Origin of the sequence: Streptomyces sp. NPDC005266 (genome assembly GCF_040607655.1) — a bacterium.
In the GTDB taxonomy this organism is placed as follows: domain Bacteria; phylum Actinomycetota; class Actinomycetes; order Streptomycetales; family Streptomycetaceae; genus Streptomyces.
The window spans coordinates 97,815-124,474 of the sequence record NZ_JBEXHC010000010.1; the positions used below are offsets into that span (position 1 = coordinate 97,815).

General features: G+C 70.5%; 25 protein-coding genes. 18 read left to right on the top strand and 7 right to left on the bottom strand.

The genetic code is table 11. From position 1 onward, the window contains the following. Window positions 1-303: 303 nt before the first annotated feature. The 7 genes from ABZU99_RS19990 (at window position 304) to ABZU99_RS20020 (ending at window position 7,674) form a co-directional block, all read left to right on the top strand. On the top strand, window positions 304-1,638 hold the full coding sequence (locus tag ABZU99_RS19990) for an MFS transporter (protein ID WP_356046102.1): 1,335 nt from the start codon (window positions 304-306) through the stop codon (window positions 1,636-1,638). 50 nt (window positions 1,639-1,688) lie between these two features. Continuing rightward, the gene (locus ABZU99_RS19995; protein ID WP_355944232.1) at window positions 1,689-2,594 is read left to right on the top strand and encodes a LysR family transcriptional regulator; all 906 of its coding nucleotides are present in this window, start codon (window positions 1,689-1,691) and stop codon (window positions 2,592-2,594) included. 149 nt (window positions 2,595-2,743) lie between these two features. Beyond that, window positions 2,744-3,910 (top strand): CoA transferase, encoded by a 1,167-nt coding sequence (locus ABZU99_RS20000; RefSeq protein ID WP_355944233.1) that lies wholly within the window; start codon window positions 2,744-2,746, stop codon window positions 3,908-3,910. A 51-nt stretch (window positions 3,911-3,961) separates the two neighbouring features. Continuing rightward, window positions 3,962-4,732, top strand: a complete 771-nt coding sequence (locus ABZU99_RS20005; protein ID WP_356046105.1) for a crotonase/enoyl-CoA hydratase family protein — start codon at window positions 3,962-3,964, stop codon at window positions 4,730-4,732. 16 nt (window positions 4,733-4,748) lie between these two features. Then, window positions 4,749-5,504 carry an acetoacetate decarboxylase gene (locus ABZU99_RS20010; protein ID WP_355944237.1) on the top strand — a complete coding sequence of 252 codons (756 nt, stop codon included), beginning with the start codon at window positions 4,749-4,751 and terminating at the stop codon, window positions 5,502-5,504. Continuing rightward, a complete protein-coding gene (locus ABZU99_RS20015) occupies window positions 5,501-6,457 on the top strand; it encodes a 3-hydroxyacyl-CoA dehydrogenase NAD-binding domain-containing protein (RefSeq protein WP_356046107.1) in 957 nt (318 codons plus the stop codon). Before ABZU99_RS20010 ends, ABZU99_RS20015 begins: the two co-directional genes overlap by 4 nt. Beyond that, a complete protein-coding gene (locus ABZU99_RS20020; protein ID WP_355944241.1) occupies window positions 6,454-7,674 on the top strand; it encodes an acyl-CoA dehydrogenase family protein in 1,221 nt (406 codons plus the stop codon). The genes ABZU99_RS20015 and ABZU99_RS20020 overlap by 4 nt, the downstream gene beginning before the upstream one ends. Before the next feature lie 37 nt (window positions 7,675-7,711). Here the strand turns inward: ABZU99_RS20020 and ABZU99_RS20025 are convergent, their stop codons facing one another. The 3 genes from ABZU99_RS20025 to ABZU99_RS20035 all read right to left on the bottom strand — a co-directional run bounded on the left by ABZU99_RS20025 (window position 7,712) and on the right by ABZU99_RS20035 (window position 13,089). Beyond that, a complete protein-coding gene (locus ABZU99_RS20025) occupies window positions 7,712-8,959 on the bottom strand; it encodes a helix-turn-helix domain-containing protein (RefSeq protein ID WP_356046109.1) in 1,248 nt (415 codons plus the stop codon). 639 nt (window positions 8,960-9,598) lie between these two features. After that, window positions 9,599-10,633, bottom strand: a complete 1,035-nt coding sequence (locus ABZU99_RS20030; protein ID WP_356046111.1) for a right-handed parallel beta-helix repeat-containing protein — start codon at window positions 10,631-10,633, stop codon at window positions 9,599-9,601. A 626-nt stretch (window positions 10,634-11,259) separates the two neighbouring features. Beyond that, window positions 11,260-13,089, bottom strand: coding sequence for an AMP-dependent synthetase/ligase (locus tag ABZU99_RS20035; protein ID WP_356046113.1), 1,830 nt, complete (start codon window positions 13,087-13,089; stop codon window positions 11,260-11,262). A 134-nt stretch (window positions 13,090-13,223) separates the two neighbouring features. Here ABZU99_RS20035 and ABZU99_RS20040 point away from each other — a divergent pair, with 134 nt between their 5' ends. After that, entirely contained in the window at window positions 13,224-13,916 is a 693-nt protein-coding gene (locus ABZU99_RS20040) for a TetR/AcrR family transcriptional regulator (RefSeq protein WP_356227909.1), read from the top strand. Between the two features lie 89 nt (window positions 13,917-14,005). Here the strand turns inward: ABZU99_RS20040 and ABZU99_RS20045 are convergent, their stop codons facing one another. Beyond that, entirely contained in the window at window positions 14,006-15,658 is a 1,653-nt protein-coding gene (locus ABZU99_RS20045; protein ID WP_356046116.1) for a carboxylesterase family protein, read from the bottom strand. A gap of 31 nt (window positions 15,659-15,689) precedes the next feature. Further along, window positions 15,690-16,946 (bottom strand): right-handed parallel beta-helix repeat-containing protein, encoded by a 1,257-nt coding sequence (locus ABZU99_RS20050; RefSeq protein ID WP_356046118.1) that lies wholly within the window; start codon window positions 16,944-16,946, stop codon window positions 15,690-15,692. A gap of 594 nt (window positions 16,947-17,540) precedes the next feature. On the opposite strand from ABZU99_RS20050, the gene ABZU99_RS20055 reads away from it, so the two are divergent. After that, window positions 17,541-17,786, top strand: coding sequence for an FG-GAP repeat protein (locus ABZU99_RS20055; RefSeq protein WP_356046207.1), 246 nt, complete (start codon window positions 17,541-17,543; stop codon window positions 17,784-17,786). On the opposite strand, the gene ABZU99_RS20060 is transcribed toward ABZU99_RS20055, so the two are convergent. Both ABZU99_RS20060 and ABZU99_RS20065 read right to left on the bottom strand, forming a co-directional pair. After that, a complete protein-coding gene (locus tag ABZU99_RS20060) occupies window positions 17,692-18,276 on the bottom strand; it encodes a hypothetical protein (protein ID WP_356046120.1) in 585 nt (194 codons plus the stop codon). The two genes, ABZU99_RS20055 and ABZU99_RS20060, sit on opposite strands and share 95 nt — an antisense overlap. Before the next feature lie 15 nt (window positions 18,277-18,291). After that, entirely contained in the window at window positions 18,292-19,071 is a 780-nt protein-coding gene (locus ABZU99_RS20065) for a BTAD domain-containing putative transcriptional regulator (protein WP_356227911.1), read from the bottom strand. A gap of 119 nt (window positions 19,072-19,190) precedes the next feature. Between ABZU99_RS20065 and ABZU99_RS20070 the strand changes: the two genes are divergently transcribed. The 9 genes from ABZU99_RS20070 (at window position 19,191) to ABZU99_RS20110 (ending at window position 26,652) form a co-directional block, all read left to right on the top strand. Continuing rightward, window positions 19,191-19,409 (top strand): hypothetical protein, encoded by a 219-nt coding sequence (locus ABZU99_RS20070; RefSeq protein ID WP_355944261.1) that lies wholly within the window; start codon window positions 19,191-19,193, stop codon window positions 19,407-19,409. A gap of 206 nt (window positions 19,410-19,615) precedes the next feature. After that, entirely contained in the window at window positions 19,616-20,194 is a 579-nt protein-coding gene (locus ABZU99_RS20075; protein ID WP_355944263.1) for a DUF4255 domain-containing protein, read from the top strand. Then, a complete protein-coding gene (locus ABZU99_RS20080) occupies window positions 20,191-20,916 on the top strand; it encodes a carboxypeptidase regulatory-like domain-containing protein (RefSeq protein ID WP_355944265.1) in 726 nt (241 codons plus the stop codon). Before ABZU99_RS20075 ends, ABZU99_RS20080 begins: the two co-directional genes overlap by 4 nt. 10 nt (window positions 20,917-20,926) lie before the next feature. Next, window positions 20,927-23,191, top strand: coding sequence for a phage tail sheath C-terminal domain-containing protein (locus ABZU99_RS20085; RefSeq protein ID WP_355944267.1), 2,265 nt, complete (start codon window positions 20,927-20,929; stop codon window positions 23,189-23,191). A 20-nt stretch (window positions 23,192-23,211) separates the two neighbouring features. Beyond that, on the top strand, window positions 23,212-23,667 hold the full coding sequence (locus ABZU99_RS20090) for a phage tail protein (protein ID WP_355944269.1): 456 nt from the start codon (window positions 23,212-23,214) through the stop codon (window positions 23,665-23,667). A gap of 1 nt (window position 23,668) precedes the next feature. Then, window positions 23,669-25,162, top strand: coding sequence for a phage tail sheath subtilisin-like domain-containing protein (locus ABZU99_RS20095; protein WP_355944271.1), 1,494 nt, complete (start codon window positions 23,669-23,671; stop codon window positions 25,160-25,162). After that, window positions 25,159-25,677: a phage tail protein gene (locus ABZU99_RS20100; RefSeq protein WP_355944273.1), complete on the top strand. Its 519-nt coding sequence runs from the start codon at window positions 25,159-25,161 to the stop codon at window positions 25,675-25,677. The genes ABZU99_RS20095 and ABZU99_RS20100 overlap by 4 nt, the downstream gene beginning before the upstream one ends. Before the next feature lie 5 nt (window positions 25,678-25,682). Next, complete coding sequence (locus tag ABZU99_RS20105) at window positions 25,683-25,868, top strand: putative phage tail protein (protein WP_355944275.1); 186 nt, start codon at window positions 25,683-25,685, stop codon at window positions 25,866-25,868. 112 nt (window positions 25,869-25,980) lie between these two features. Continuing rightward, window positions 25,981-26,652, top strand: coding sequence for a LysM peptidoglycan-binding domain-containing protein (locus tag ABZU99_RS20110; RefSeq protein WP_355944277.1), 672 nt, complete (start codon window positions 25,981-25,983; stop codon window positions 26,650-26,652). Window positions 26,653-26,660: the final 8 nt, after the last annotated feature.

Sequence of the window (26,660 nt, forward strand, 5' to 3'; positions counted from 1 at the left end):
CTCGGCCATTGATGCGGCGCAGGGAGGCCCGCTACGGGCTGGAGACGATGTGCATCGGTGGCGGGCAGGGGCTGGCCGCGGTGTTCGAGCGGATCGGCGACTGACGGGCCAGGCAGCGCGGAACGGCACACTCGGCCATTGCCCATCAAGACGCAACGGCTCTCACTGCAGCAAGTATTCGGTATTGGACCCGTCTAGGTTCCGGCTGGCACGGTTACCGCCATCACATTCGGGATGCAGACGCGCCGGGACGGCGCCCTCCCCCCACTCCCCTTGATCACTGATGCCCATGGGAGCCGCCGCATGAGTGCGTCCGCCGCACATCAGCAGAGCAGAACCGCCAATCGCGCTGGTCTCGGAGCCTTCATCGGCTCGACCATCGAGTGGTTCGACTTCTACATCTACGGCACCGCCGCAGCCCTGGTCTTCGACAAGGTCTTCTTCCCGGAGCTGGAGGGCCCGCTGGGGACCCTCGTCGCCTTCGCGACCTTCTGGGTGGGCTTCCTCGCCCGCCCGCTCGGCGGCATCATCTTCGGTCACTTCGGCGACCGCCTCGGCCGCAAGACGACGCTCGTCATCACTCTGCTCATGATGGGCATCTCCACCACCCTGATCGGCCTGCTGCCCGGCTACGCCTCGATCGGGGTCGCCGCCCCGATCCTCCTGGTCTGCATCCGTATGGTGCAGGGCATCGGGCTCGGCGGTGAGTGGGGCGGCTCGGTGCTGATCGCGTCCGAACACGCGCCCAAGGGCAAGTCCATCCTCTACGGCGCCTTCGCCCAGCAGGGGTCGCCCGTCGGCAACACCCTGAGCACCGTAAGCTTCCTGGCCATCAGTCAGCTCCCCGACGCCGCCTTCGTCTCCTGGGGCTGGCGCATACCCTTCCTGGCCTCGGCCGTCCTCGTCTTCGTCGGTCTGCTGGTCCGGCTGAAAGTCGCCGAATCCCCGGCGATGGCGAACATCATCGGGTCCAAGAAGGTCGCCAAGACGCCGCTGACCGAGGTGCTGCGCACCCAGCCGATGCTGATCGTCCTGGGCATCGGGGCCTGCACCATCGGCTTGTCGGCGACCTACTTCAAGTCCACCTTCGCCCTCTCCTGGGCCACCTCGAGCCTGGACTTCACCCGCAGCTCCTTCCTCACGATCATCCTGGTCGCCAACGTCACCCAGGTCATCGTCCAGCCCTTCGGCGCCGTCATGGCCACGAGGATGAAGAGCCTGTCGCGCGCGGTCTGCGTGATGCTGCTTCCCGAAGTCGTCCTGATGCCGCTGATGTTCATGCTGATCAGTACGGAGAACTACACCCTCGCCATGGTCGGCGTCACGGTCGCCACCATCCCGCACTGCCTGTACTACGCGGCCCTCGCCGGAATGCTCGCCAGCCGCTTCCCGGCCCAACTGCGCTACACCGGAATCTCGTTGTGCTATCAACTCTGCGGCACCCTGCTGGGCGGGACCACCCCGATCCTTGGTCAGTTCCTGCTGAACCGGACCGGCTCCATCACCGCCGTGATCGTCTACGCGGTCCTCCAGGTCCTGCTCACGCTGGGATGCATGCTGCTCCTGCTGCGCCGCCCCGACCACGACGAGCGGAGCGCCGCGCATCCGCAGCCCCGTACCGACGCCGTCGCGGCCTGATCCCGGATCCGCTTCCCGGCCCGTCCCCGGGGTAGATTGAGGAGGTGGAAATGCTGCACCTGCGGTACTTCGTGGCCGTCGCGGAAGAGCTCAACTTCTCGCGGGCGGCGCGCAGGCTGCACATGGCGACCTCCCCGCTGAGCCAGCGCATCAAGGATCTTGAGCGTGAGTTGGATCAGGTGCTGTTCGAGCGCACGACCCACCGGGTCGAGCTGACACCCGCGGGCGCGGCTCTGCTGCCGATGGCCCGTGAGGTGCTCGAGAGCGTCAACTCGATTCCCTGGCGACTGAGCGAGGCCGTCCGGCTGCGGCATGCCACGGAGCTGATCGGCATGCCCGCCGGAGTCCACCCGGATCTGCGCGAGCGCGTCCGGTTGCTCGAAGAGGCCTGCGGCGAGGCGTTCGAGCTGCGGCGCTGGCCCGGTACCTCGGCCGACCTGGTCACCGGGGTGCGGGACGGAAGGCTGGCGCTGGCGCTGGCACGGCTGCCGGTGGCCGACCCGGCGCTGGAGGTCATCGAGGTCATGAGCGAGCGGCTCGGCGCCGCCGTGCCGGCCGACCGGTTCGCCGACCGGTCCTCGGTCACACTGGACGATCTGAAAGACCTGTCCTATACGGCCACGCCATATGACGCGCTGCCCGCGTATTTCGAGGAAATTGATGCGCGGCTGAATCACGCGGGAATCAAGAAGAGAATTCGGATCAACACCGCGCACTATTCCGGCCCCGCCGAAGTGATCTCCACCGGCATCGCCTTTTCGATGACCATGCTTTCCGAGAAGAGTCCGATGCACCGCTACCGGCTGGACAACGTGGTCGTCCTGCCTGTCGAGGACTTTAAGCCCTCCCTGGTCACAGGTCTGTTGTTCCGCAGGGACCGGGCGGTGGACGGGGCCGATCTCGCGGGGCTCGTCAGCCGGGCACGCGGCATCTTCGCCGATCCGATTTCCGCGTAGGAATTCCCGTGCAACGCCTTTCCGGAACATCCGTAAAAACGGCATGACCGCTGCGGTCATGCCGTTGTTCGCCACATGATCATTCCCTGTCCGTGTATTTGCCATTAGCTTCGGTGGCGGAAACGGAAGACCACGAGACAGGAGTGGTGATGGACGTCACGGCCAAGAACGCGACCGGCCCGTTGGACGGCGTGCGGGTGATCGATCTGTCCACGGTGGTGATGGGGCCGTACGCGGCCCAGATCCTCGGTGACCTCGGCGCGGACGTAATCAAGATCGAGTCCCCTGTCGACGGCGTACGGGTCGGCCCGTACCGCCACACCCCGGGCATGACCCCGCTCGCCCTCAACGTCAACCGCAACAAGCGCAGCGTCACGCTGGACCTCAAGCGCGACGACGATCGCGAGCGGGCGCTGGAGCTCATCGACACCGCCGATGTGCTCATCACCAATATGCGCCCCGGTGCGCTGGCCCGCCTCGGCCTCGATCACGAGCAGGTCGCCACGCGCAATCCCCGCCTGGTCTACGCCCACGGGCAGGGCTTCCGCGGCGACTCCGACCGGGCGGGCAACGCCGCCTACGACGAGACCGTGCAGGCGGCGTCCGGGCTGGTGGACGTGGCGAACCGGGCCATCGGCAGCCCCGTCTACCTGCCGACGATCCTCGCCGACAAGGTCTCCGCGCTGACCATTGTCTACTCGGTGCTCGCCGCGCTGGTGCACCGCGACAAGGCCGGGGCCGGGCAGTACATCGAGATCCCGATGGCCGACACCCTGCTCGCCTTCAACCTGGTCGAGCACCTGGCGGGCCACTCCTTCGAGCCGCCCATCGGCCCCACCGGGTTCCCGCTGTCGATGACCAGGGGACACCGCGCGGTGCCCACCCGGGACGGCCTCGCCTGTGTGATGCCGTACAACCCGCGTAACTTCCGGGACTTCTTCGCCGCCGCGGGCCGCCCCGATCTCGCCGAGGATCCGCGGGTGAACGGCGACGCGATCGCCGACGCCGACATCGACCCGCTGATGGGGCTCATCGAGGAGTGCGCGCCGAGCCTGACCACTGCCGAGTGGGAGCGGGTCTGCGCCAAGCGCAACATCCCCATGGCGCCGGTGCTGGAACTGGACCGGGCCGGCGAGGACCCGTACGTCAGGGACGGGCATCTGCTCGACGTGGTGGACCACCCGAGCGAGGGCGCGACCCGCTCGATCGGCATCCCGGTGCGCTTCGCCGCCACCCCCGCCACCGTACGGCGGCTCGCCCCGCTGCCGGGCGAGCACACCGACGAGATCCTCCGCGAGCTCGCCGCCCGCCCCTGAGCGCGCCACGCCAGGACACATCCCATCGGACACCACACAAGGACATCCGCCATGGACAACCTTCCCCAGGTGCGGACCGAGCGAATCGGTTCGACCCTGCTCATCACCATCGACCGGCCCGGGGCACGCAACGCCGTCAACGCCGCCGTCGCCGCCGGAATCGCCGCCGCCCTCGACACGTTGGAGGACGCGAGTGAGCTGCGCGCCGCGGTGCTGACCGGCGCCGCATCCACCTTCAGCGCCGGAATGGACCTCAAGGCCGCGCTGGCCGGCGAGTCACCCGAGGTGCCCGGGCGGGGCTTCGGCGGCCTGACCCAGGCCGCGACCACAAAGCCCCTGATCGCCGCGGTCGAGGGCTGGGCGCTGGGCGGTGGCTTCGAACTCGCGCTCGGCTGCGACCTCATCGTGGCGGCGGAGGACGCCACCTTCGGCCTGCCGGAGGTCACCCGGGGTCTGGTCGCGGCCGGTGGCGGCGCGATCCGGCTGCCCAAGCGGATCCCGTACCACCTCGCCATGGAGCTCCTGCTGACCGGGGAGCCGATCTCCGGTCGGCGGGCCGGTGAACTCGGCATCGCCAACCGGGTGGTGCCCGCGGGCACCGCCGTCGACACGGCGGTGAAGCTCGCAGAACGGCTCGCCGCGGGCGCCCCGCTCGCGCTCGCCGCCGTCAAGCGGATCGCCCGCGCGGCCGACGGCGTTCCCGAGCCGGACGCCTTCCGGGCGCAGGAGTGGGAAACGGCCGCCCTGGCGTCATCCGCCGATGTCCGGGAGGGCATGACGGCCTTCGCCGAGCGCCGCGCCCCGCGCTGGCAGGGCAAGTAGAGACCGGAGAGAGGTCATGAAGGAAGCAGACGTAGCCCGCCACATCGCGACCCCGCTGGTCAACCCGGCGTACGCGCCGGTGGTGCCCCGGTTCACCAACCGCGAGTACCTCAACATCGTGTACCGCACCGACGCCGACGCGCTGCGCGCGGTGGTGCCCGAGCCGCTGGAGATCGGCGAACCGCTGGTGCGCTTCGAGGTCATGCGGATGGGCGATGTGACCGGGTACGGGCCGTACACCGAGTCCGGACAGGCGATCCGGGTCCGCTACGACGGCGAGTGGGGCGAGTACCTGCACGCGATGTACTTGGACAACTTCCCCGCCACCGCCTCCGGCCGCGAGGCGGGAGCGTACCCCAAGACCGTCGGGCAGCCCGGCCTGTACGTGGACCACGGCGCCCTCGTCGGTGTCCTGGACTACGGCACACTCCGGGTGGCGACCGCCACGATGGGCTACAAGCACTACGAGATGGACCTCGAGGACGCCGCGCGGCAGATCAGCGTGCCGACGTATCTCCTCAAGCTGGTCCCCGGGTACGACGGCACGCCCCAGGTGGCGCAGCTCGTCCGTACCGAGATCACCGACGTCGAGGTGAAGGGCGCCTGGACCGGCCCCGCCCGGCTGCAGCTGTTCGAGCATGTGCTGGCTCCGCTGGCGGATCTGCCGGTGCGCGAAGTGATCTCCGCGAGCCACATCGTCACCGACCTGACGCTGGCTCCGGCCACGCCCGTTCACGACTACCTGGAACAGCGGAAGGAAGATGTGCGATGAGTGAGTCGTTCACCACCGCGGCGGTGATCGGCGCCGGGACCATCGGGCTGTCGTGGACCGCCCTGTTCGCCGGCCACGGTCTGGAGGTGCGGGTCACCGACCCGCGGCCCGACCTCGCCGAGGCGGTCGAAGCGGCACTGGCCGCCGCGGCCCCGCAGTTGGCCGCGCGGGGCCTGGATGTCAGGGGCATCGCCGACCGGGTCCGGCTCGCCGGCGATGTCGCCGAGGCGGTGCGCGGTGCCGATGTCGTCCAGGAGAACGGGCCGGAGGACGTGGTGTTCAAGCGGGAGCTGTTCGCCACTGTGGTCCGCGAGGCACCCGCGCACGCACTGCTGCTCAGCTCGTCTTCGGCGATCCCCGCCACGGCGTTCACCGGAGAACTCGACGACGCGAGCCGCGTGGTGATCGGTCACCCGTTCAACCCGCCGCATCTGGTGCCGCTGGTGGAAGTGGTGCCCGGTGCGCGCACCGGCGAGGAGACCGTGGCACGGGCGGTGGAGTTCTACCGCTCCGTCGGCCGCACCCCCGTGGTCGAGCGCAAGGAGATCCCCGGCTTCGTGGGCAACCGCCTCCAGAACGCGCTCAGCCGCGAGGCCCTGTATCTGGTCGAACAGGGCGTGGTCAGCCCCGCCGAGCTGGACACCGTGGTCGTGAACTCGCTCGGCCTGCGCTGGTCCACGGTCGGCCCGTTCCTCGGCGCCCACCTGGGTGGCGGGCCGGGCGGCTACCGGCACATGGCCGAGCACATCGGCGCGTCGATGCAGCGGATGTGGGACGGGCTCGGCACGCCCGAGCAGGGCCCGGAACAGACCGAAGCGCTCATCGAGGCCGTCGAGAACGCCTACGGCCACCGCTCCTACGCCGAACTCACCGAGGAGCGCGATCGCCGGCAGATCGCGGTGCTGTCCGCGCTGCGCCCCACCGACAACGCCACCGAGGAGAACCCGCGATGACCACCACCCTGCCTGCCCCCCTCGGGGAGAGCCGCCCCGCGGACCTGCTCACAGCCGACTTCTACGGCTTTGAGAATCTGCTGCCCGAGGAGGAGCGCAAGCTGCTGCTGAAGGCCAGGACCGCCATGCGCGAAGAGGTGAAGCCCATGGTCAACGAGTACTGGGCCAAGGGGGAGTTCCCCCGTCGACTGGTGGACGTCTTCCGCGGCCTGGGGCTTGCGGGCCTGCCCTATGAGGGATACGGCGACCCGCTGCCCGCCGCGAGCAATCTGCTGGTCGGCATGGTGTCCATGGAATGCACCCGCACCGACGCCTCGTCGGCCACCTTCTTCGGCGTCCACAGCGGGCTGGCCATGTACAGCATCTACCGCGGTGGCGACCAGCGGCAGCGGGACCGCTGGCTGCCCGCGATGGCCTCGATGGACGCCATCGGCGCCTTCGCCATGACCGAGCCGCTCGGCGGCTCCGACGTGGCCGGCGGCATGCGCACCACCGCCCGATGGGACGGCGAGAGCTGGGTCCTCAACGGCGCCAAGAAGTGGATCGGCAACGCCACCTTCGCCGACCTCGTGGTGGTCTGGGCCCGCGACGAGGCCGACGACCAGGTCAAGGGCTTCGTGGTGGAGAAGGGCACCCAGGGCTTCTCCCCGGCCAAGATCGAGAACAAGCTCGCCTTCCGGATCGTGGAGAACGCCGAGATCACCCTGACCGACGTCAAGGTCCCCGAGGCCAACCGACTGCAGTGCGTCGACTCCTTCCGTGACGTGGCGGAGATCCTCCGCGCCACCCGCAGCGGCGTGGCCTGGCAGGCCCTGGGCGTGATGATCGGCGCGTATGAGCTGGCGCTGGCGTACGCCACCGAGCGCCGGCAGTTCGGGCGGCCGATCGCCCGCTTCCAGATGGTTCAGGATCTGCTGGTCAAGAGCCTCGGAAACATCACCGCCTCCTGGGGCCTGCTGGTCCAACTGGCCCGGCAGCAGGACGCCGGGATCTTCCGCGACGAGCACTCCGCGCTCGCCAAGGCGTTCGTGACCTCACGGATGCGCGAGGTCGTGGCCTGGTGCCGGGAGATCTTCGGTGGCAACGGCATCGTGCTGGACTACGACATCGCACGGTTCTTCGCCGACGCAGAGGCGATCTACTCCTTCGAGGGAACCCGCGAGATGAACACGCTCATCGTGGGCAAGGCCATCACCGGGCACAGCGCCTTCGTGTGATCCCCGGGCGAAGTGAGCCACATATGCGCCGGACCCCTCAGCCGGGGGCCCGGCGCAGCACCGTCGCCCCGTGCCAGCGGCAGACGGCCAGGGCCAGTTGCAGCGCGAAGGTGTTCTCGTCCGGCGACACCCCGTACTTCTCGATGGTCTGCTGAATCCGGTAGTGGACGGTGTTGCGGTGCACCATGAGGAGGTCGGCGGTGGCGGCGTAACTGCGGTTGGTCGCCAGGAAGACCCGCAGCGTCTCGCGCAGGGACGCCCGCCACGGGTCATCGACCACCAGACCGCCGAGCGTGTCGGCGACGAAGTCCGCCAGTTCAGCGGGCTCGTCGGCGAGCAGCGCCACAGGCGCCACCTCGGCGAAGCAGACCGCCCGGGGTGCCTCCTTCCCCGCCGCGAGCGACAGCGCCTTAGCCCGGGAGGCAGCCCGGACGGAGCGGCGGAACCCTTCCAGCCCGGAGCGCGGCGTGCCGATGGCCACCCGCACCGGCAGCCGGGCCCGTTCCAGCTCCGCCGCCACCGCGTCGGTGTCCACCGCGAGACCGGCCCGCACCGGAAACCAGATCCGCACGTCCGTCCCGTCGGTGGGCACGATCAGCGGATGCCCACGCCCTTCGAAGACCCGCCGCAGCACGGTGCTCAGCCGCTCCAGGACGCTCATCGCGTCGTACGGATCGCTGATCCGGTCGATCCAGCCCTCCACGGCGAGATGGGTCCCGGCCAGCCGGTAGCCGAGGGCGGTCTCGGCCTGGGGGACGTCGGGGGAGGGGTCGCACAGCAGCCGGGTCACCCAGTGCTGGCGCAGTGCGCCCCGGCTGCTCACCCAGCGTTCGCGCTCCTCCTCGTAGGCGCGGGCGACCTGTTCGGAGACCCGGTCGATGTAGGCCGCCGAGATGTCGACGAGCGCGATGACCAAGGACGCGGTGTCCTGCCCCGGCAGCCGCGCGGATTCGCCGAGCGCGAGGTGCAGAAAGCGCGAGGCGCCCAGCCGGTAGGCGCGGAGCAGCGCCGACATGGGGACGTCGCGCTGGGCGAGCCTGCGGGCGTAGGAAATGGCCGACGGCGGCGCGTCCACGGTCCGCACGTCGATACCGTTGGCGAGCACATGCAGCCCGGTGACGACGTTCTCGGTGATGCTGGCGTGCAGCAGGCTGTGCAGCCGTTCGTCGTGGTCGAGGACCGCGATTTCCTTCTCGGTGGCCACGACGAGCTCCGCGATGACCGTGTCGCGATGGGGCAGCAGGGCGGCCGCGACCTGTGCCAGGGGGTCCGCCGATGTGCCCATGCGTGACATTTCCTCTCCGCTCCGGGGTGCGGGGATCTCAGCGGTCCAGGAATCGCAGGGCGGACCGCGCCGCGTAGGAGCCGCCCATCCCATGTGCACGGGTCGAGCGCCACCCGAGGTCCGCAGGGCCACCTGCAGGGCCGTGTTGGCCCCGGTGATGATGTCGCCGCCGACGTAGTTCGGATTGTAGTGCGGCAGCTCGACCGTGGAGCGGACGAAGCCCCACGATCCGCTCCCGGAACGCCGCGGCGAATCGCCCGACCCGTGGCGTCCCCTGCGCAGCCGTGCGTGACATGGGCGTCGACGTGGTGGCGGACGTGGGCCGGGACGCGGTGTGGCACGCGGCCCTGGCAGAACCGGGCTCGTGTGGAGGCGACCTGGGCGGATGAGAGCCGGGAGATCATCCGGGTCCGGCCTCCTGGGAGCTGGCATGATCCGATCCAGCGTCCTGCGATCGAGTTCCTGTGCGGTACTGCGGGGGCGCGATGCCGGAGACCGCCGGGTACCCAGGGCACACGCTTTTGAGCCGAAGTGTTTGCCGACCGCAGCGTGCCGCTGCTCCGACCACTGTGAAGTCGTCGGGGCGGTCTGCCGGTTACGTGGCAGACCGCCCCTTCGTCGTGCTGCCGGATTGCGGCGTCACCCCACGCAGGTGGGGACCGGGTTGCCCGCGCAGTTGTTGGGGGTGTTGCCCGTGATGGTGCTGGCGTTGACCGTCATCGGATCGTTGGACGACCCGGAGTAGACGCCTCCGCCGTTGAGTGCCGTGTTGCCGGTGATGGTGACCGAGTTCAGGGTGGTGGCGCTGTTTTCCCCGTTCAACAGCCCGCCGCCCAGCTCAGCGGCCGTGTTGCCGCTGATGCGCACTGAGGAGAGGTTGGCCGTGTCGGCCTGGATGACCAGTCCGCCTCCCCAGCCATCGGAGTCGTTCTCGGTGATGCTTCCGCCCTGCACGGTGAGGGTGTCGCTGGACTGCGTGTGGATACCGCCTCCGCAGAAACCGCTGAGGTTCCCCGTGACGGTCGTGTTCTGCAGGGTCAGATCGCTGTCCTCATCGGCGAAGATGCCTCCGCCGGAGAAGTCGGGGGCGTTGTTGTCCGAGATGGTGCTGGTCCGGACAAGCAGGGTCGAATCCACGTCGGTGGCGATGCCGCCTCCGTTGAGTGCGGTGTTTTCGGTCACCGTCGAGCTGTTGAGCGTGAGGGAACCCTGGTTGAGGATTCCGCCGCCGCGATTGTTTTCCGGGACGCTACTGCCGCAGCTGGCGAAGGCCCGAGGAGCGATGGACGGTGCGGTGGAAACGTCTCCGTTGCGGAGGGTGAGCTGGTTGATGGTGAGGCTGCCCGTCTCCTCGACCTTGAGCAGGCGGAACTCCGAGCCTCCGGTGCGGGCGAGGGTACTGCCCCGGCCGTTCAGGGTGAGCGGACCGGTGACCGGCGTCACCGCGTTGATGCCGGCCAGCGGAGCGGCGAAGTTGTACGTGCAGTTGGATGCCAGGACGATCTGGTCGGCTCCGGGAGTGCTGTTGGACGCCACGATGGCGTTGTTCAATCCCGTCAGGTCGTTGCACTGGATGACGAAGACCTGCGCGTGGGCGGGCGACGGAAGCGCGACCACAGCCAAGGCCAGACCGACCGCCACGGCAATTCTGCGCAGTAACCGGACAAGTGACATGATGCCTCCTGGATCGAGTCGGGACGTGATCCGAGTCGTCCACCAGGGAGGCACGCCCGAAAACCGCGGCTGCATCGCTGCCTGTTCTCGGTCAGATGGCAGGCAGGTCGCGTCCCCTGGGTGGATGGGCGGCCCGCCCGTTCGGATACCTGAAGTACCTCATCCGGAGCTGTCCGTCACAAGGGCCCCTCCACGCATTCACTCCAACGGCGCAGCACGCGAAGCGCTCCAGGTCCTGGAATACCAACGGGGAGTGATGAAATACCCCCCGCGCTTCCATGCGCGGGTACCGCCTCAACGGATGCCCTCGTCCCGGGTATTCGCAGGGCTGACAATCCGAGGCAGGCGGTGACAATCGCAGGCAGGCGGTGGTTTTCACGGGGAGGGTTCCGCGGGGTCGACTCTCTCCACGGCGACCCCAAGGTGCCGGATGGCCTCGATGTCCTCCTCCGGCCTGCCGGTATCGGTGAGCACAGCGTTGCAGACGGTGGCGGATCCGTATGCCTACGGTCGCGGTCTTGCCGAACTTGGAGTGGTCGGCCAGCAGCACCGACCGGTTCGCCGCAGCGCGTGGATCAGCCTCCGGGCGGGACCATGCGGTGGCCACCGCACAGAGTCTGACGAAGTCAGGTGGCGTAGAGCCCTTCGATTTCCGCCGCGTACGCCTTGACGATCGCCCCCCGCCGCATCTTCAGCGAGGGTGTCATCAGGCCGTCCCGCATGCTGAACTCGAAGGGCAGGATGCGGAACGCCCGTACGGACTCGGCACGGGAAACGGCACTGTTGGCCATCGTGACCGCCCGCTGGATCTCCGTCTTCAGGTCCTGGTCGGCGGTGGCTCTGGAGAGGTCGGACGAGTGTTTGCCGTGGAGCATGAGCCAGTGCCGCATGGCCTCCGGGTCCAGGGTGATCAGTGCGGCGACATAGGGCTGGTTGTCGCCGACCACCAGGCACTGGGAGATCAGGGGGTGAGACCCTATCCGCTCCTCCAGCACCTGGGGCGCGACGCTCTTTCCGCCGCTGGTGATGATGATGTCCTTCTTCCGGCCGCTGATGACCAGATACCCGTCGTCGTCCAGGTAGCCGACGTCACCCGTGGCGAACCAGCCGTCGCGCAGCACCGCCTCGGTGGCGGAGGGGTTGGCGTGGTAGCCGGCGAAGACCACGGGGCCGCGGACCCACACCTCCCCGCCCCGGGCGATGTGAATGGCGCAGCCCGGCAGCGGCCGGCCCACGGTGCCGAACCTGACATGCCCCACCGGCTGGCCGGTCACCGCGGCGGTGGTCTCGGTGAGGCCGTAACCGTCGTAGATGGTGATTCCGGCGCCCGCGAACAACAGACCGAGCTCGCGTCGGAGCGTCGATCCGCCGGAGACGGCGTATCGCACGCGTCCCCCCAGCACCGCTCGCAGCCGGGCGTACACCATGCGGTCGAAGACCGCGTGCGTGGCCCGGAGAAGCGGGCCGGCACCAGGTCCGTTGCCCGTGTCCCGTTGCTCCACGGCCTCCGCATGGCGTATGGCGATGTCCGCGGCACGGTCGAAGAGGTCGCCCCTGCCGGACTCCTCGGCGACCTGACGCGCTCTGCTGTAGATCTTCTCGAAGATGTAGGGCACCGCGAAGATGAAGGTCGGCCGGAAGGACGCGAGGGCGGGCAGCAGCGCGGCGGGCGAAAGATCGGCCTGATGCCCGAGGAGCACGCCGTTGCGCAGACAGAACACCTGGACCATCAGCCCGTATATGTGAGACAGAGGCAGAAAGGCCAGGATGGACGGCTGCTCGCCCGGCACCGCGAGGATCTCCTGCCAGCCGGTGAACAGCGTGTCGCACTCGACCGCCAGATTGGCGTGGGTGATCAGACACCCCTTCGGGGGTCCGGTGGTGCCCGAGGTGTAGGTGATGGTGGCGACCGACCGCGGTTGCACCACTTGGCGCTCCCGGTCCACCACCACGTTCGGGATGACGCTGCCCTGCTCGGTCAGCCGTGGTAGGCAGTCCGCGTCCAGCTGCCAGATCCGGCGCAGCTGCGGCAGGGCGTCGCAGACTGCCCCTACCGTCATGGCGTGGTCCTCATGCTCGACCACGATCGCCACCACCTGCGCGTCGGACAGGATCCAGCGCACCTGCTCGGCGGAGGACGTTGGGTAGACCGGAACGACCACGGCGCCGATGGACCACAGCGCGTAGTTGAACAGTGTCCACTCATAGCGGGTCCGCGCCATCACAGCGACCCGGTCCCCGAAGTGGATGCCGTCGGCCAGCAGCCCCTTGGCGAGGGCCACCACCTCGTCCCGGAAGGCGAGCGCGGTCACCGGAACCCACTCGTCACTCCCCGGGCCCGCGCGGCGCGCGAGCTGCTGGAACGTCGGGTCCCGCTCGGCCACCTCGTACACGGAATCCGCAAGACCGCCTGACCGCAAGGTCTCCACCAGGGGCGGAAGGCTGAAGTCCCGCACTGTATCCCCCTTAACGTGCTAACAGCGTGCCACCCGGAGGCGACAGGGAGCGCAAGATACCGCCTGCCCGTCCGCCGCACCAGCCGTTGGCGCCCCTGGCGCCCGGGGCCCGGCGCTCCTCTAGAGTCGGCCGTATGACCGAGGCACCGGCCCAGGACCGCGGCATGCGGTCCCGCGACGCGATTCTCGACACCGCCAGCGCACTGATGTCGCGGCACGGCTATGCCGCCACGTCCATCTCGATGATCTCCGCCGCGTGCGGTCTGCCAACCAGCTCCCTGTACTGGCACTTCGGCAGCAAGGAGGGGATCTACGTCACGGTGCTGGAGCGTGCCAGGGCCGCTCTGCTGGCGGCCCTGCCCCCGGTGGAGGTGCCCGGCACCGACGTCACGCGACGCCTGGACGCCTTCCTCGAAGCGGTCAAGGAAGCGTTTCAGCGCCATCCGCACGGTCTGAAGCTGCTGCTGGGGCTGGGCATGGTGCAGCAGGACGCCAGCGCGGCGGCCGTGGCCGAGGTGCACCGCTACCGCGATGCGCTGATGGCCTGGGCCCAGGGCTCGCTGAGCGCGGTCTTCGGCCTGTGCGGCCGCCCGGATGTGTCGGACGAGCTGGCGCGGTTCACGCTCAGGATGGCCAGCGGAACCGCCGTCTCACGCTGGTTCGACCCGGGCGCCGTACTGGAGACCGGGCCGTTGCGTGTGGCGTTGCTGGCGCTGGTGGCACAGCACGGCGTTCCGGTACCCGGGGCCCCGGCCGGCGCCCCGGGTACCGGAACGCCGGCCGAGGCCCAGGGCCCGGCCGCGCGCGCTGTCACGGACAGGGATTGACGACGCGCGGCGAGTCCGGTCCGAGCGCGGCGCCGCCACCGGCCGAGTGGGGGCGGCCGCGGTGGCCGCCATCGTCGCGGCCTTCCCCATCAAGCGGGGGACGGCCGCCAGAACGCGCAGTGATGGCCGGCCGCGAAGCCGGTGGTGGGCGCGACCCGGTCCGGTGCCAGCACCTGGACGCGGTCCCCGTCGGCGGTGTGGTGGGGCCACGTGGGCAGGCGGGGCCCGTTGGGATCGCCGGTGGCCACGAATCGGGCCCAGTAGGCGGTCATCGTGGCGGACAACCGCCGCTGGGCGGGCGTCAGGGGCGGCACGGAGTCCATGGGGAAGAGGTAGGCCAGTTCCGAGGCGTGGAACGCGCCCTGCGGGGTGTGCGGCGCGGGGATGAACGGCGGTGCCTGCGGGTCGTGGAACTCGTAGGCGTAGACCGGCGCCCGGCCGCTGTACAGGTGGCCGTCGGCCCGGGCCGGGCAGGCGAACCGCTGGTCGGTGACGGCGGCGGAGTACGCCAGGTTGGGGGAGGGGTGGGCCGAGGCCGGGTACGTGCCGAGGACCGCCGCCGCCCGGTCGCCGTACTGGAGCCGGATCAGTGCGGCGTACGAGGCGGGGCTCAGCGGGCCGCCGCCGAGCAGATCCACGTAGAGGGCGGTGAAGTAGCGGTATTCGTCGTGGGTGCTGCCGCTCAGCGTGGGGACCGCGTTCACCCGCCCGTCGGCCCACGCGGTGTCCGGAGGATGGGGAAGGACACGCGGACCGGTGTTAGGTGCCCACATGGACGCGGTTCCGGTCCCGGTGGCGCGGATGAGATCGGCGGTGGGGACGGCGCGCAGACAGGCGGCCGCGGTGGACGGGTCCGCGCAGCCGACCGAGGCCGCGAAGCCGTTCCCCTTGCGCTGGGCCGCGTCGAGCGTGAGCGGTCGCAGACCGCCGTCCGCGACGCAGCTTCCGCTCTGCTGGATCGCCCGGTGGAACAGGCCATTCGCGGTGGGCGAGGCGATGTGGAGACAGGTGTCCGCGGAACCGGCGGACTGGCCGCCGAGCGTGACCCGGTTCCGGTCGCCGCCGAAGACGCCGATGTCGCGCCGTACCCAGTGCAGCGCCGCCTGCTGGTCCATCAGACCGTAGTCCCCGGAGGCGTGGTCCGGGCTCTCGCCCGACAGGGCGGGGTGGGCGAGGAAGCCCAGGGCGCCCAGGCGGTAGTTGACGGTCACCACGACCATGCCGCGCGCGGCCAGCGCGGAGCCGTCGTAGTCGCTGCCCGCGCCGTAGGCGTTGCCTCCGCCGTGCAGCCACACCAGCACGGGGAGGGGCCGGTCGCCGGCGTGGGCAGGGGTCCACACATTGAGGTACAGGCAGTCCTCCGTGGTGCTGCCGGTGCGGTTGGACTCCCCGGGCAGGACGGGGCCGCCGTCGGGGAGCAGCGTCAGCGGTAGCTGCGGGCAGGGGTGTGCCGGTGAGGTGGCCTCCCGGACACCGGTCCACCGTGCGGCGGGCCGCGGCGGGCGCCAGCGCAGCTCGCCCGTCGGCGGGGCGGCGAAGGGGATGCCCTGGAAGACCCGCCCGCCGTCACGGTCGGCCGCGCCGTGCACCCAGCCGTGGGTGGTGCGCACGAGCAGGGGGCCGTGTCCGGCATCGGCCCGGGCCAGGGGCGGGGGCGCGGTGAGTGACAGCAGCAGGGCCGCGGCGGCGGTCATGACGCCGGCCAGGGTCCGTAGCAGGCCCGGCGGGCTCGGGAATCTCATCGAATCGCTCCTCATGCCGTACGGGGCCGGGTCACTGCGTGTGCTCGTAGGCGCCGATGTCGCAGGACGCGCCCTGGGGGCGGGCGACACCGCGCTGATCCGTGGCCGGGCAGCCGTCGGCCGCGTCGAGGGCGGGGCTGCCCGGCAGCAGCGCGGCGGTGTCCGTGGGGCCGCCGTTGTCGGCGAGCGGTCCGACCAGCGGGGTGCGGCTGGGCAGATCGCCCACGGCGGTGAGCCGGCAACTGCCGTCGCTGTCGATGTTGTGGCCTCGCGACGCGATGGTGGCGAAGGCCTTCTCGCAGTCGGCGGCCGCGCCGTCGACGGTATTGCCCGCCACGATGGAGTTGCGCAGGGTCAACCGCCCCAAGGGGAGATCGATGACGTCGGGGATGGGCCGCGGCAGGCTGTCGAGGTAGGCGGGGGCGATGTTGATCCCGCCCCCGCCGTCGCTGGAACGGTTGCCGATGACGGTCGAGTTGAGGATCTCCACGGGACCCAGGCCGCGGATGTCGATGCCTCCGCCGTAACCGCCGAGGCTGCCGGGGCGGTCGCCGGGGTTCGTCACCCGGTTGCCGGCGATCGTCGAGTTGGTCACGGTGCCGCTGTCGTCGAACCTGATGCCCCCGGCCTCTCCCGCGACGTTCTCGCTGACGCTGCTGTCGATGAGATCCAGATGCGAGTCCGGGACGTTGAAGACGCCGCCGCCGTAACCGGCGGAGTTCCCGGTCACGGTGACACGTCGCAGCGTCATGTGCCGCCCGTTGGCAATGCCGCCGCCACCGGTGTCGGTGAAGGGCAGTTCGCGCTGTCTGGCCACTCCGCCGGTGATGGTCAGATCGGACAGCCGGGTGTCCGCCCGCATGCGGAAGGCCCGGTCCAGCCGGTTGGCGTCGATCACGGTGGTCCGCGCGCCGGCGCCCCGGATCGTGGTGGGCGCGTTGATGTTCAGGTCGCCCGTGGTCGGGTCGGGGTGGTCCCCGATGATTAACTTGGGGTCGGGCGGGATGGTCAGCCGGTAGTGGCCCGGAGGCAGCGTGATGGTGCTGCCCGGCCGGGCGTTGGCGGCCATCACCGCCGCGCGTAAGGTGCAGGCGCCCGACGCGGTACGGCACCGGCCGTCCGACGGGTCGGCGTCCACCGCGTCGGACGTGGTGTCCACGGTGAACTCGGCCGGGTCGGCGGCCGCCGGCGCCGCGGCGCCGGCGGCGGGTGCGACGGGTGCGGCGAGGATGGCCGCCAGGGCGAGGCCGACGGCCGTGGGCGCGGTCGGGGCGATTCGGACTCTCATCCGGTGAGCTCCTTCTCGGCGAGCAAGCTGAGCGTGCGGGGACTCCTGTGCCAGGACTGCGAGGGTTGGTACAAGACCGCTGGCTGGTACGTACGTTCACGGCTCGTGCGAGGAATGCGGCCGGCGCCCAGGCCGACCCGGTAGGCGCTGGAGCGCGAGGGCAGCAGGCGGGGCCCGACGAAGCTACGCGGCCCGCGCTCTGTAGCGAGCGTTCCATTCAGAGCGGCCCTTGTCCACAGAGCCGGCAGAGAAAGGTGCGGCGGACGCGGCGCCATCCGGCAGCCGCGCCGATGTGCACGCGCATCGCACGTCCGCGAACGACCGGCGTTCACCATGTGGTCGCCGTGTCGGCCCAACCATTCCACCTGCTCGTTGGTCTCACCCTGCGCACCCCCTGACGGCCATGGCCGGCGAGCCGGGGGCCGCGAGCCGACGAACCGCTCGGCCGGAACGTCGGCCTGCCCTTCGTCGACTACAAGGCCGTGGTCGGTGACATCAACGGCGACGGCAAGGACGACGTCGTCGTCGGCACCGGTTTCTCCGACGGCCCGGAAGACTATCTGCTGTGCACCTTCCCCGGCAGCGTGAGCGGCCTTGACGCGGCGGGCGCCGTGGTGTGGACCGGCGGCCCGCACCAGGGCACCGCGGCGCGGCTCGGGGGACGTCAACGGCGACGGCCACGCCGACCTGCTCATCAGCGACCCGAGCGCGGACGACAGCGATGGTTTCCACAACGCCGGCGCGATCACGGTCGTGCCCGGTAGCGCGCGCTGGCCGGCCGACTCCGAGGCACGGACGCATCTGCATTATGTTTCCGCGCGCCCGAGTCGACCATCATGAAGATCGGGTTGGTCTTCGGGAAGTTCGCGTTCATCGCCTCGGCGACCTCGTTGGTCGCCTTGATCCAGATCGCGATCAGCTCCTGGGTGCGCTCGTCCTTGGTGATCAGACCGCGCTCGTACCGTTGTCGCTCGACATCAAGGGCGTCGTCGGCGTCGCCGAGACGGGCGACCTGTTCGGCTCGGCGCCGGCCCCCGGCGACTACAACGGGGACGGGACGGCCGGCATCGCCGTGGGCGTCCGGGGCAAGTGGCGCGGAACCGGTGCGGTCAGCATGCTGTACGGCGGCGGAACCGGTGCGGTCAGCATGCTGTACGGCGGCGGCGACGGTCTCACCGGCGACGGCTCGATCCTCTTCGGCCCGGACTCGTTCGGCTACGAGGCGGTAAGGGCGTCCTTCGGCGCGGCCCTCGCCGGGGGAGCTCCGGCGGCGGGCCGCTTCAGGGGTGGGGCGGAGCTGGTCGGCGAGATCATCGGCGCCCGCGTCCATGGCTCAGGTCGGCAGCTACCAGGACATCGCTCGCTGGGCGGCGGACGACCGAACGCCCTGAGGGCTCCGGGTCGCCCCCTCGGTGTGGGGTGGTACAAGGTTTCTCAGCGTCTGGGAGGGCTCCAGGCCCAATTCGTCGAGCAGGACGCTGCGGCATTGTTCGTATTGCCGCAGTGCCGCGCCTCTGTTGCCCGCGGCGAGATGTGCCTTCACCAGGACGCGATGGCCGCTTTCCCGCAAGGGTTCCGCGCGTACGGCGGCGAGCCCGGCGGCGACGGCCTCGCCGTGGCGGCCCGCCGCTGTCAGCCGTTCGGTCATCGCCTCCAGGGCATACAGCCGGAGCTCATGGTATTGCTCCTGTTCGACCAGCACCCACTCGTTCTCCGACCACTCGGGTAAGAGGTCGGCCGAGAGGTCCGCCCGCGTCTGGGCGGTGAGGATGTCATCGCATGAGCGCGGCATGTCGAGCAGCCGGTGCGCGCGTCTCGCCGCCTCGTGGATGTCCACGTTGATGCGCTTGGAGATCGCCAGTTCCTGCGTGCACGCGTCGATGACCTGATGTCCCGTTCGCGTCGCGCGCCACAAGGACGATCTGAGATTGGCGTGGGCGCGGGACGCCGTGACGTCCGGCCACAGGGTGCCGGCCACATAGGTCCGGGTTCGCGGCATGTCCTGCAGGGCGAGAAACGCCAGGAGGCGTTGGGCGCTGGAAGAAATGGGAACGCGTATGTGATCGACCGTTAGCGCGAAGCCTTTGAGGAGTCTCAACGTGATGACATGGCCTTCTGCGCTCATCGGCCCCCCGGGTCGATATCGGCTTCAGTGACCCACCCCATGACGGTCATCGGGGTGCACGGAAGCCATGTTACGAGTAACTCATGATCCTGTGTCCGGCTTCGGGCAAAGGAGGTTATATGGCGAGGCATCACCGGAACGTCGCGGAGGCGTCACCTGTCCGGCTCGAGCAACTCGTCGAGCCAGGCGCGCACGGCGGTGAGCAGGTCATCGGCCGCGCCAACCGCGGCTGGGGGTGCCTGGTGCCGACCGCCCGGTCGCACGATGCGCGCACGGAAGCCGTCCGGCCTGCCGCCTTCCACCCACACCCGGAGGATCAGGACACCAGTTCGCTCTGAGGGTATTTCCACGAAAAGAAAATATGCCTCACCCATGTCACCCCGGCGTTGTCGGAACGTGTCCGGCTACGTCATCCCCGACCGCGAAAACGGGCCGGTGACGCTCGTGTGATGGGCGGATCGCGGTCTGGGCACGCCGTTACCGGCATCCTCTCGGTGCACGTCGACACACGCTTTTCGAGCGCGGAGCCGGGGGGAGGATGCGAATGGGTGACTTCGGCGTCATCGCCGATGTCTCGACGGTCATCGTGGGGACCCTGACCCAGGCCCTGCGCGGGCTCAGTCAGGTGGAACCGCCGATCGCGGAACTCAACGACCTCTCCGAGGCGGTACAGACACCGCCACCGAAACTCACGGTGTTCCTTTACGAGATCGCCGAGGACCCGGCGTCGCGCAACAGGCCGCCGGTGCGCTCCCGGCCACCCGACCCACCGACCACCCGCAAGCCGCCGATGGCCCTGCTGCTGCGGTACCTCATCACCCCCTGGGGCGGTGACCAGGAGACCCAGCACCGGATGCTCGGACGGGCCCTGCAGACGTTCTACGACGACGCGATCCTCGACGGCGCGCAGCTGTCCGGCAGCCTGGCGGCGAGCACCGACTCGCTGCACCTCAGCCTGACCCCGCTCACGCTGGACCAGAAGTCGTGGGTCTGGTACGCGATCCAGAAGCCGTACCGGCTGTCGCTGAACTACGAGGTCCGCGTCGTCAACCTGGACTCCGCCGTCGAGACGCCGGTCCGCCCGGTGCACAACCGGGTCGTCAGCGGGACGGCCACGCCATGAGCCGCTTCGTACCGCTGGAACGCTCGACGCTCCACAGCCCCGCCTGGTTCATACCGTTCGACGACTGGGCCAGGCGGGTGCGCGGGGCCGGGGTGACGGTCCGGCTGGACCGGTTCGAGGACGGCGACTGGCTGCCGCTGGACGACGTGGCGGTGTGCACACCGAGCGCGGCCTTCGCCTATCCGGGGCTGGGCAGATGCCGCGAACCGTGGGCGGCCCGGCCGCGACGCCACCGGGCCCGCTTCGCGGCCGCCGGCTACCAGCCGCTGTACCCGGCCGACGGGGAGCCGTTCTCGGCCGGTCTGGTGGGCGTCGAGTTCCTGGTGCACCCGTATGACGACGCCCACCCGCCGGCGGCGGTGACCGAGCCGCGGCTGGTGCGGCTGCTGCCGAGTGTCTCCTTCCCCTACCCGCCGCATGTGCGCACCGTGCACGGCGCCGTGGTCGACGCGGCCACGGCGGCGCCGATCGCCAATGTGCTGGTCGAGGCCCGGGGACGGACCAGCCGGGACCTGACGCCATGGCACGAGCGCACCCTGTCCGACGCCGCGGGCGCCTTCCGGATGGCCCTGCGGTGGGAGGGCGAGAAGGCCGACGAGCACGCCGTCGAGGAGACATTCCGCCTGCAGGCCACCGAGCGTCCGGGCCGGTCCGGATCGCTGGTCGTGCGGCTGCCCCAGGACGCCGAGCGCCGACACGTCATAGAGATCCGCGAGCAGTGAGGAGCCGTCCATGCCGGAGTATCTGAGCCCCGGGGTCTACATCGAGGAGATCGATGCGGGCCCACGGCCGATCGCGGGGGTGAGCACCAGTACGTCCGGCATGGCCGGCGTCACCGTGCGCGGCCCGTACGGCGGCAAGCCCAAGCTGGTCACCAACTTTCTCGAATTCCAGAACACGTTCGGGGGCTTCCTCCCCGAGCCGGACCCGCTGATCCGGGACACGTGGGCGAACGATCCGGCGGAGGGCGGCCGCTGGTGGCTGTTCCCGCTGGCGGTCAAGGGCTTCTTCGACAACGGCGGTCAGCGCCTGTACGTCAAGCGGGTCGCCAGCAGGCAGGCGAGCCCGGCCTCCGGCGTGCTGGGCCACGGCCTGGTGAGCTCGGTCGCCGGTGACGCCGCCAAGGGCGCGACCCGGCTGGAGCTGGGCCACCTGATCGGGTTCACCGGCGTGGGGCAGCAGATCCAGATCTTCCGCGGCGACGACCAGCAGTCGATCCACACCGCCGGCGTCGCCGCCTACGACGCGACCGCCCACCGCGTCGAACTGGACGCCGCGCTGCCCGCCGAGGTCAGGACGGGCCGCGGGGACTATGTGCAGGTCGGGACGCGCAGCGCGGAACAGACACTGGAGTTCACCGCCGTCAGCCCCGGCTCGTGGGGCGGCGGGGTGCAGGTCAGGATCCAGCCGATGGCCGCGGCCGCGCTGCCGGTGCTGCCGGATCCGCAGGAGGGTGGGCTGTTCGTCACGCAGCTGGCCGCGGACGCCGCCGCGGACAGCGAGACGGTCGAGGTGGCGGCGGTGGCCGGGCTCGACCCCGACGACCTGCCGCCCGACGTCTGGGTGCAGATCGGCTCCGGCCGGTTCAAGGTCCAGGTGAGCCAGCCGGCGGACGGGAAGGTCACGCTGACCCTGCCGTCCGGCGCGGCACATGAGGCGTGGCGGACCGGGCTGCTGGTGCGCCGGGTGCGCCGGGGCAACACCTCGGCGGGGGCGAAGCTGCGGGTCGGCGGAGCGAGCCGGCTGTACGAGGGCGCCGTCGTCCAGCTCGACGACGGGACCAACCTGACCATCCGCACCGTCAAGGCGATCGCCGCGGACGTCGTCACCCTCGACGGGAACGTGCCGGGGACGTTGTTCGAAACCGACCGGCTGCACCTGGTCGAGGCGCAGGTCGACGCGCGGTTCGCCGAGCCGTCCGGGGCCGTGGTGACGGAGACGCACCGCAACCTCCGGCTCACCGGCGACGCGCCGGCCAACCTGGTGACCACCCTGGCGGGCCGCTCGCAGCTGGTGCGGGCGAAAGCTCTGGCCGGCCTGTCCACCGATCCGGCGAAGTTCCCCGTGCCCGCGGTCGGGTCCTGGCTGACGCTGGGAGACGGGGACGACGCCTACGGGAGCCTGAGCGTGGCCGACTTCGTGGGCGAGGACGGCGGCAGCGGCAAGCGCACCGGGATCGCCGCGCTGGAGGACATCGATGAGGTGGCCCTCTGCGCGGTGCCGGGGGTGTGGTCGGGGACGGTCGAGTCCGCCCTTGTCACCCACTGCGAGCTGCTCAGGGACAGGTTCGCGATCCTCGATCCGCAGGACGGCCTGGACACCGAGGGCATCCAGGCGTTCCGCGAGCCGTTCGACACCAAGTACGCGGCGCTCTACCACCCCTGGCTGGTCACCCGCGACCCGTCGACCAACCGCGACGTCGAGGTGCCGCCGTCGGGCCACATGGCCGGGATCTACGCGCGCGTGGACGTGGAGCGGGGTGTGCACAAGGCACCGGCCAACGCGGTCATCCGGGGCATCCGGCTGACCGACGGCATCGCCCAGGACGTCACCAAACGGCATCAGGATCTGCTGAACCCCAAGGGCATCAACGCGCTGCGGTTCTTCCCCGGCCTCGGCCACCGGGTGTGGGGCGCGCGCACGCTGTCCTCGGACAGCTCGTGGAAGTACATCAACGTCCGGCGGCTCTTCCTCTACCTGGAGGAGTCGATCGACGAGGGCACCCAATGGGTGGTCTTCGAGCCCAACGACGAGGCGCTGTGGGCCCTGGTGCGCCAGACGGTCACGAACTTCCTCGCCACGGTCTGGCGCGGCGGCGCGCTCGCCGGCACCACCGCCGACGAGGCGTTCTTCGTCGCCTGCGACCGCACCACGATGACCGAGGACGACCTGGCCAACGGCCGGCTCATCTGCGTCATCGGCGTCGCGCCGGTCTTCCCGGCGGAGTTCGTGATCTTCCGGATCCAGCAGAAGACCCGCGAGACCCAGCTCGCCTGAGTGCCCGAGGAGAGGCCACCATGCCGCCCATTACCAGGGACGATCCATACGCGTCCTACAACTTCAAGATCATCGTGACCAACGTCAGCGACGACGGGGTGGCGGTGAGCGGGTCCTTCACCGAGGTGAGCGGGCTGGAGCTGGAGATCCCGCCGATCGAGTACCGCACCGGGAGCGAGGACATCACCGTCCGCAAGATCCCGGGACTGAAGAAGTTCACCAACCTCACCTTCAAGCGTGGCATCACCGGCCACGTCGGGTTCTGGAAGTGGGTGGTGGAAGCGCTCGACGGCAAGGTACGGCGCACCTCCGGCTCGATCGTGCTGCTGGACGAGAACCGCAACGAAACGATGCGCTGGAACTTCAACCGCGGCTGGCCGACCAAGTACACCGGTCCGACGCTCAGCGCCACCAAGAACGAGATCGCCATGGAGACGCTCGTCCTGGCGGTCGAGAAGCTGGAGATCCAACTCTGACATGGCCGCCGAAGCGCTCCCAGGCGTATCCCTGACCTCCGTGCCGCGCGGCTCCGGCGAGGAGCCGCTGCGCACGGACGTGGCGGCGTTCCTCGGCCGCCTCCGCCGCGGCCCGGTGGGCGCGCCGGTCCGGGTGGAGAGCTGGAACGACGTCCTGGGCACCTTCGGGCCGCCGGGCGGCTCCTTCGCCACCCCGTACGCGCTGCGCGGCTTCTTCGAGAACGGCGGCCGCACCGCCTGGGTGCTCCGCGTGTCGGGGCCGGCCACCGCGGCCCGGACACGGTGGACGGTCGGTCCGCTGAGCGGATGGGCCGCCACCCGCTACCAGGTGGTGGCCACCAGCCCCGGAGCCTGGGCCAACGGCGGGCACGTCGCCATCCGTTACCAGGCCAGCACGGTCGCCGGACCGCCCACCGTGGGCGTACGCGTCATGATGCCCGGCGAGCCGCCCGAGACCTTCCCCGGACTGCCGCCGGCCGAGGTGGCCGACCGGCTGACCGGGTCGCGCTACATCCGGCTGGTCCCGGACGGGCCGCCACCGCCGCCGGGGCGGCCCGGGCCGATCTCGATGTCCTGGGACCTGACGCTCGCGGGCGGCGCCGACGCGGCGCCCACCCGCGGCGAGTACGCGGACGCCGTGACCGTACAGGCCGAGCTGCCGGAACCGGCGCTGGTGGCGCTGCCGGACCTCGGCGCGGACCTGTCCGGCGCCACCCACACCGACGTGGTGCTCGAACTGCTGCGGAGCGTGGAGCCGTTGCACGACCGCCTCGCCGTCCTGGACGTACCGCCCCGGCTGTCCTCCGTGGACGAGGCGGTCGACTGGGTGGGTTCCCTGGCGGCCACGGGCGACAGCGGGCTGCTGGGCTGCGCCGCCGTCTACCACCCGCCGCTGCGCACCCCCGACGGGCAGGACTTGCGGACCGTCCCGGCGTCCGGGCACGTCCTGGGTGTCATCGCCCGCCTCGACGGCGAGCGCGGGGCGCACCACACGCCCGCGGGCGCCGTGATCCTGGAGGCGGTCGACCTCGCGGCCCAGTACTCCGAGCCGCAGCAGGTCCGGCTGTTCGACGCGGGCCTGGACCTGATCCGGTGCACCCGCGGGCGGGGGCTGATGGTGTGGGGCGGGCGCACGCTGTCCGCCGACCCGCGCACCCGCTGGATCGCCCACCGCCGGCTGGTGCACCTGCTGGTGCGCGCGATCCGGCGGGTGGCGAGCCCGCTGGTGTTCGACGTCAACTCGGCCGAACTGCGGCTGACGTTGGTGCGGGCGCTGACCTCCGTGCTCCTGTCGGCCTTCCGGGCCGGGGCGCTCGCCGGCGCCCGGCCCGAGCAGGCGTTCCGGGTGGTGTGCGACGACACCAACAACCCGCCCGAGCAGGACCCGGGGGAGCTGGTCTGCGAGATCGAGGTCGCCCCGGCCGTCCCCATGGAGTTCATCCGGCTGCGTCTCGTACTCGGCCAGGACCGAGGTCTGGAGGTGATCGAGGCATGACCCTGGATCCGCTGCCCAAGTACCGTTTTCTGGTCACCCTCGACCCCGGCGACGCGTATCTGCCCCCCGCGCAGGCGCTGCTGCTGCCCATGGCCGCGTCCGGCGCCTTCCAGGAGGTCACCGGGCTCGGCGCGCAGCTGGAGGTGACGAGCTACCCGGAGGGCGGCCGCAACGACTCGGTCCACCAACTGCCGCTGCGCCACTCGTGGAACCGGATCACCCTCAAGCGCGGGGTGGTGCGCGACCCGGGGCTGTGGGCCTGGTACCAGGCGGGGCTCGCCGACTCGCTGGGCGCCCGCCGCGACGGCGCGGTGATCGTGCTCGGCCCGGACGGGGTGCCCGGCGCGGCGTGGGCCTTCCACGGCGGGCTGGCCGCCAAGTGGAGCGGCCCGGATCTGCACGCGGAGCAGAACGCGATCGCCATCGAGTCGCTGGAGATCGCGCACGAGGGGCTGACGAAGGTCCTGCAGGACGCCGCGGCGAACGCCTTGTCGCGCCTGAGCCAAGGGAGGTGACCGACGTGCCGAAGGTGACCATTCACCATCTTGAGGTCCGGTTCCAGGTGGACGGCGACGACGGTGCCGTGTTCACCCGCCTGTTCAACAAGCACATCCAGGCCTGGGCAAAGCTGTACGAGGACCAGTGCGCGCGCGCCAAGCACACCGAGTCCGAACGCCGCTTCGCCGAAGGGGAGGCGCACCAGTGAGCGTCGCACGCGCGGCCGCCGGGCCGCAGACAGCCACGACAGCCGCGCCTCTGCGCCGCGCGGGCGACAGTGACATGAGCCGCTGTCGCGGCGGGGCGAACGAGGAGGCGCTGTGAGTGTGACACCCGTGTCTTTCGCCCGGCAGGGCGCGGCCCAGGCCCGCCTGGAGATCGTCCGGCCGGTGATCGCAGACGAGCGGCAGCGGCGGATCCCGCTGCGGTTCAACCCCACCGACTACAAGCTGAGCAAGAGCAACACCTTCGCCGAGATCACCATCCCCGGCCTGGAGACACCGCCCCTGCAGTACGTCCGCGGCGGCACCGAGACCCTCACGGTCCAGGCGCTGGTGGACACCTCCGACACCCTGGAGAACGTACGCGAGTCCTACGTCAACGCGGTGCGCAACCTGCTGCGGCCCGACAGCCGCGAACACGCGCCGCCGGTCGTCCGCTTCGTCTGGGACGAGGAGGTCTTCACCGGCGTTGTGGAGAAGCTGGACGTCAACTACCAGCTGTTCCGGCCGGACGGCGTGCCGCTGCGGGCCATGCTGGACCTGTCGCTGAAGGAGTTCCGCCCGGCCGCCGTGCAGGTCGCCGAGACACCGCGCTCCTCGCCCACGGTGGAGAAGAGCTATGTGGTGCGCCGCGGCGACACGCTCAGCTCCATCTCCGCCGCGCTCTACCGGCGGCCCGACGCCTGGCGGGAGCTGGCCCGCGCCAATGGCATCAGCGACCCGCGGGACCTGCGACCGGGCCGGGTGCTGACCGTGCCCCGGCTGCCGTGAGGAGCGCG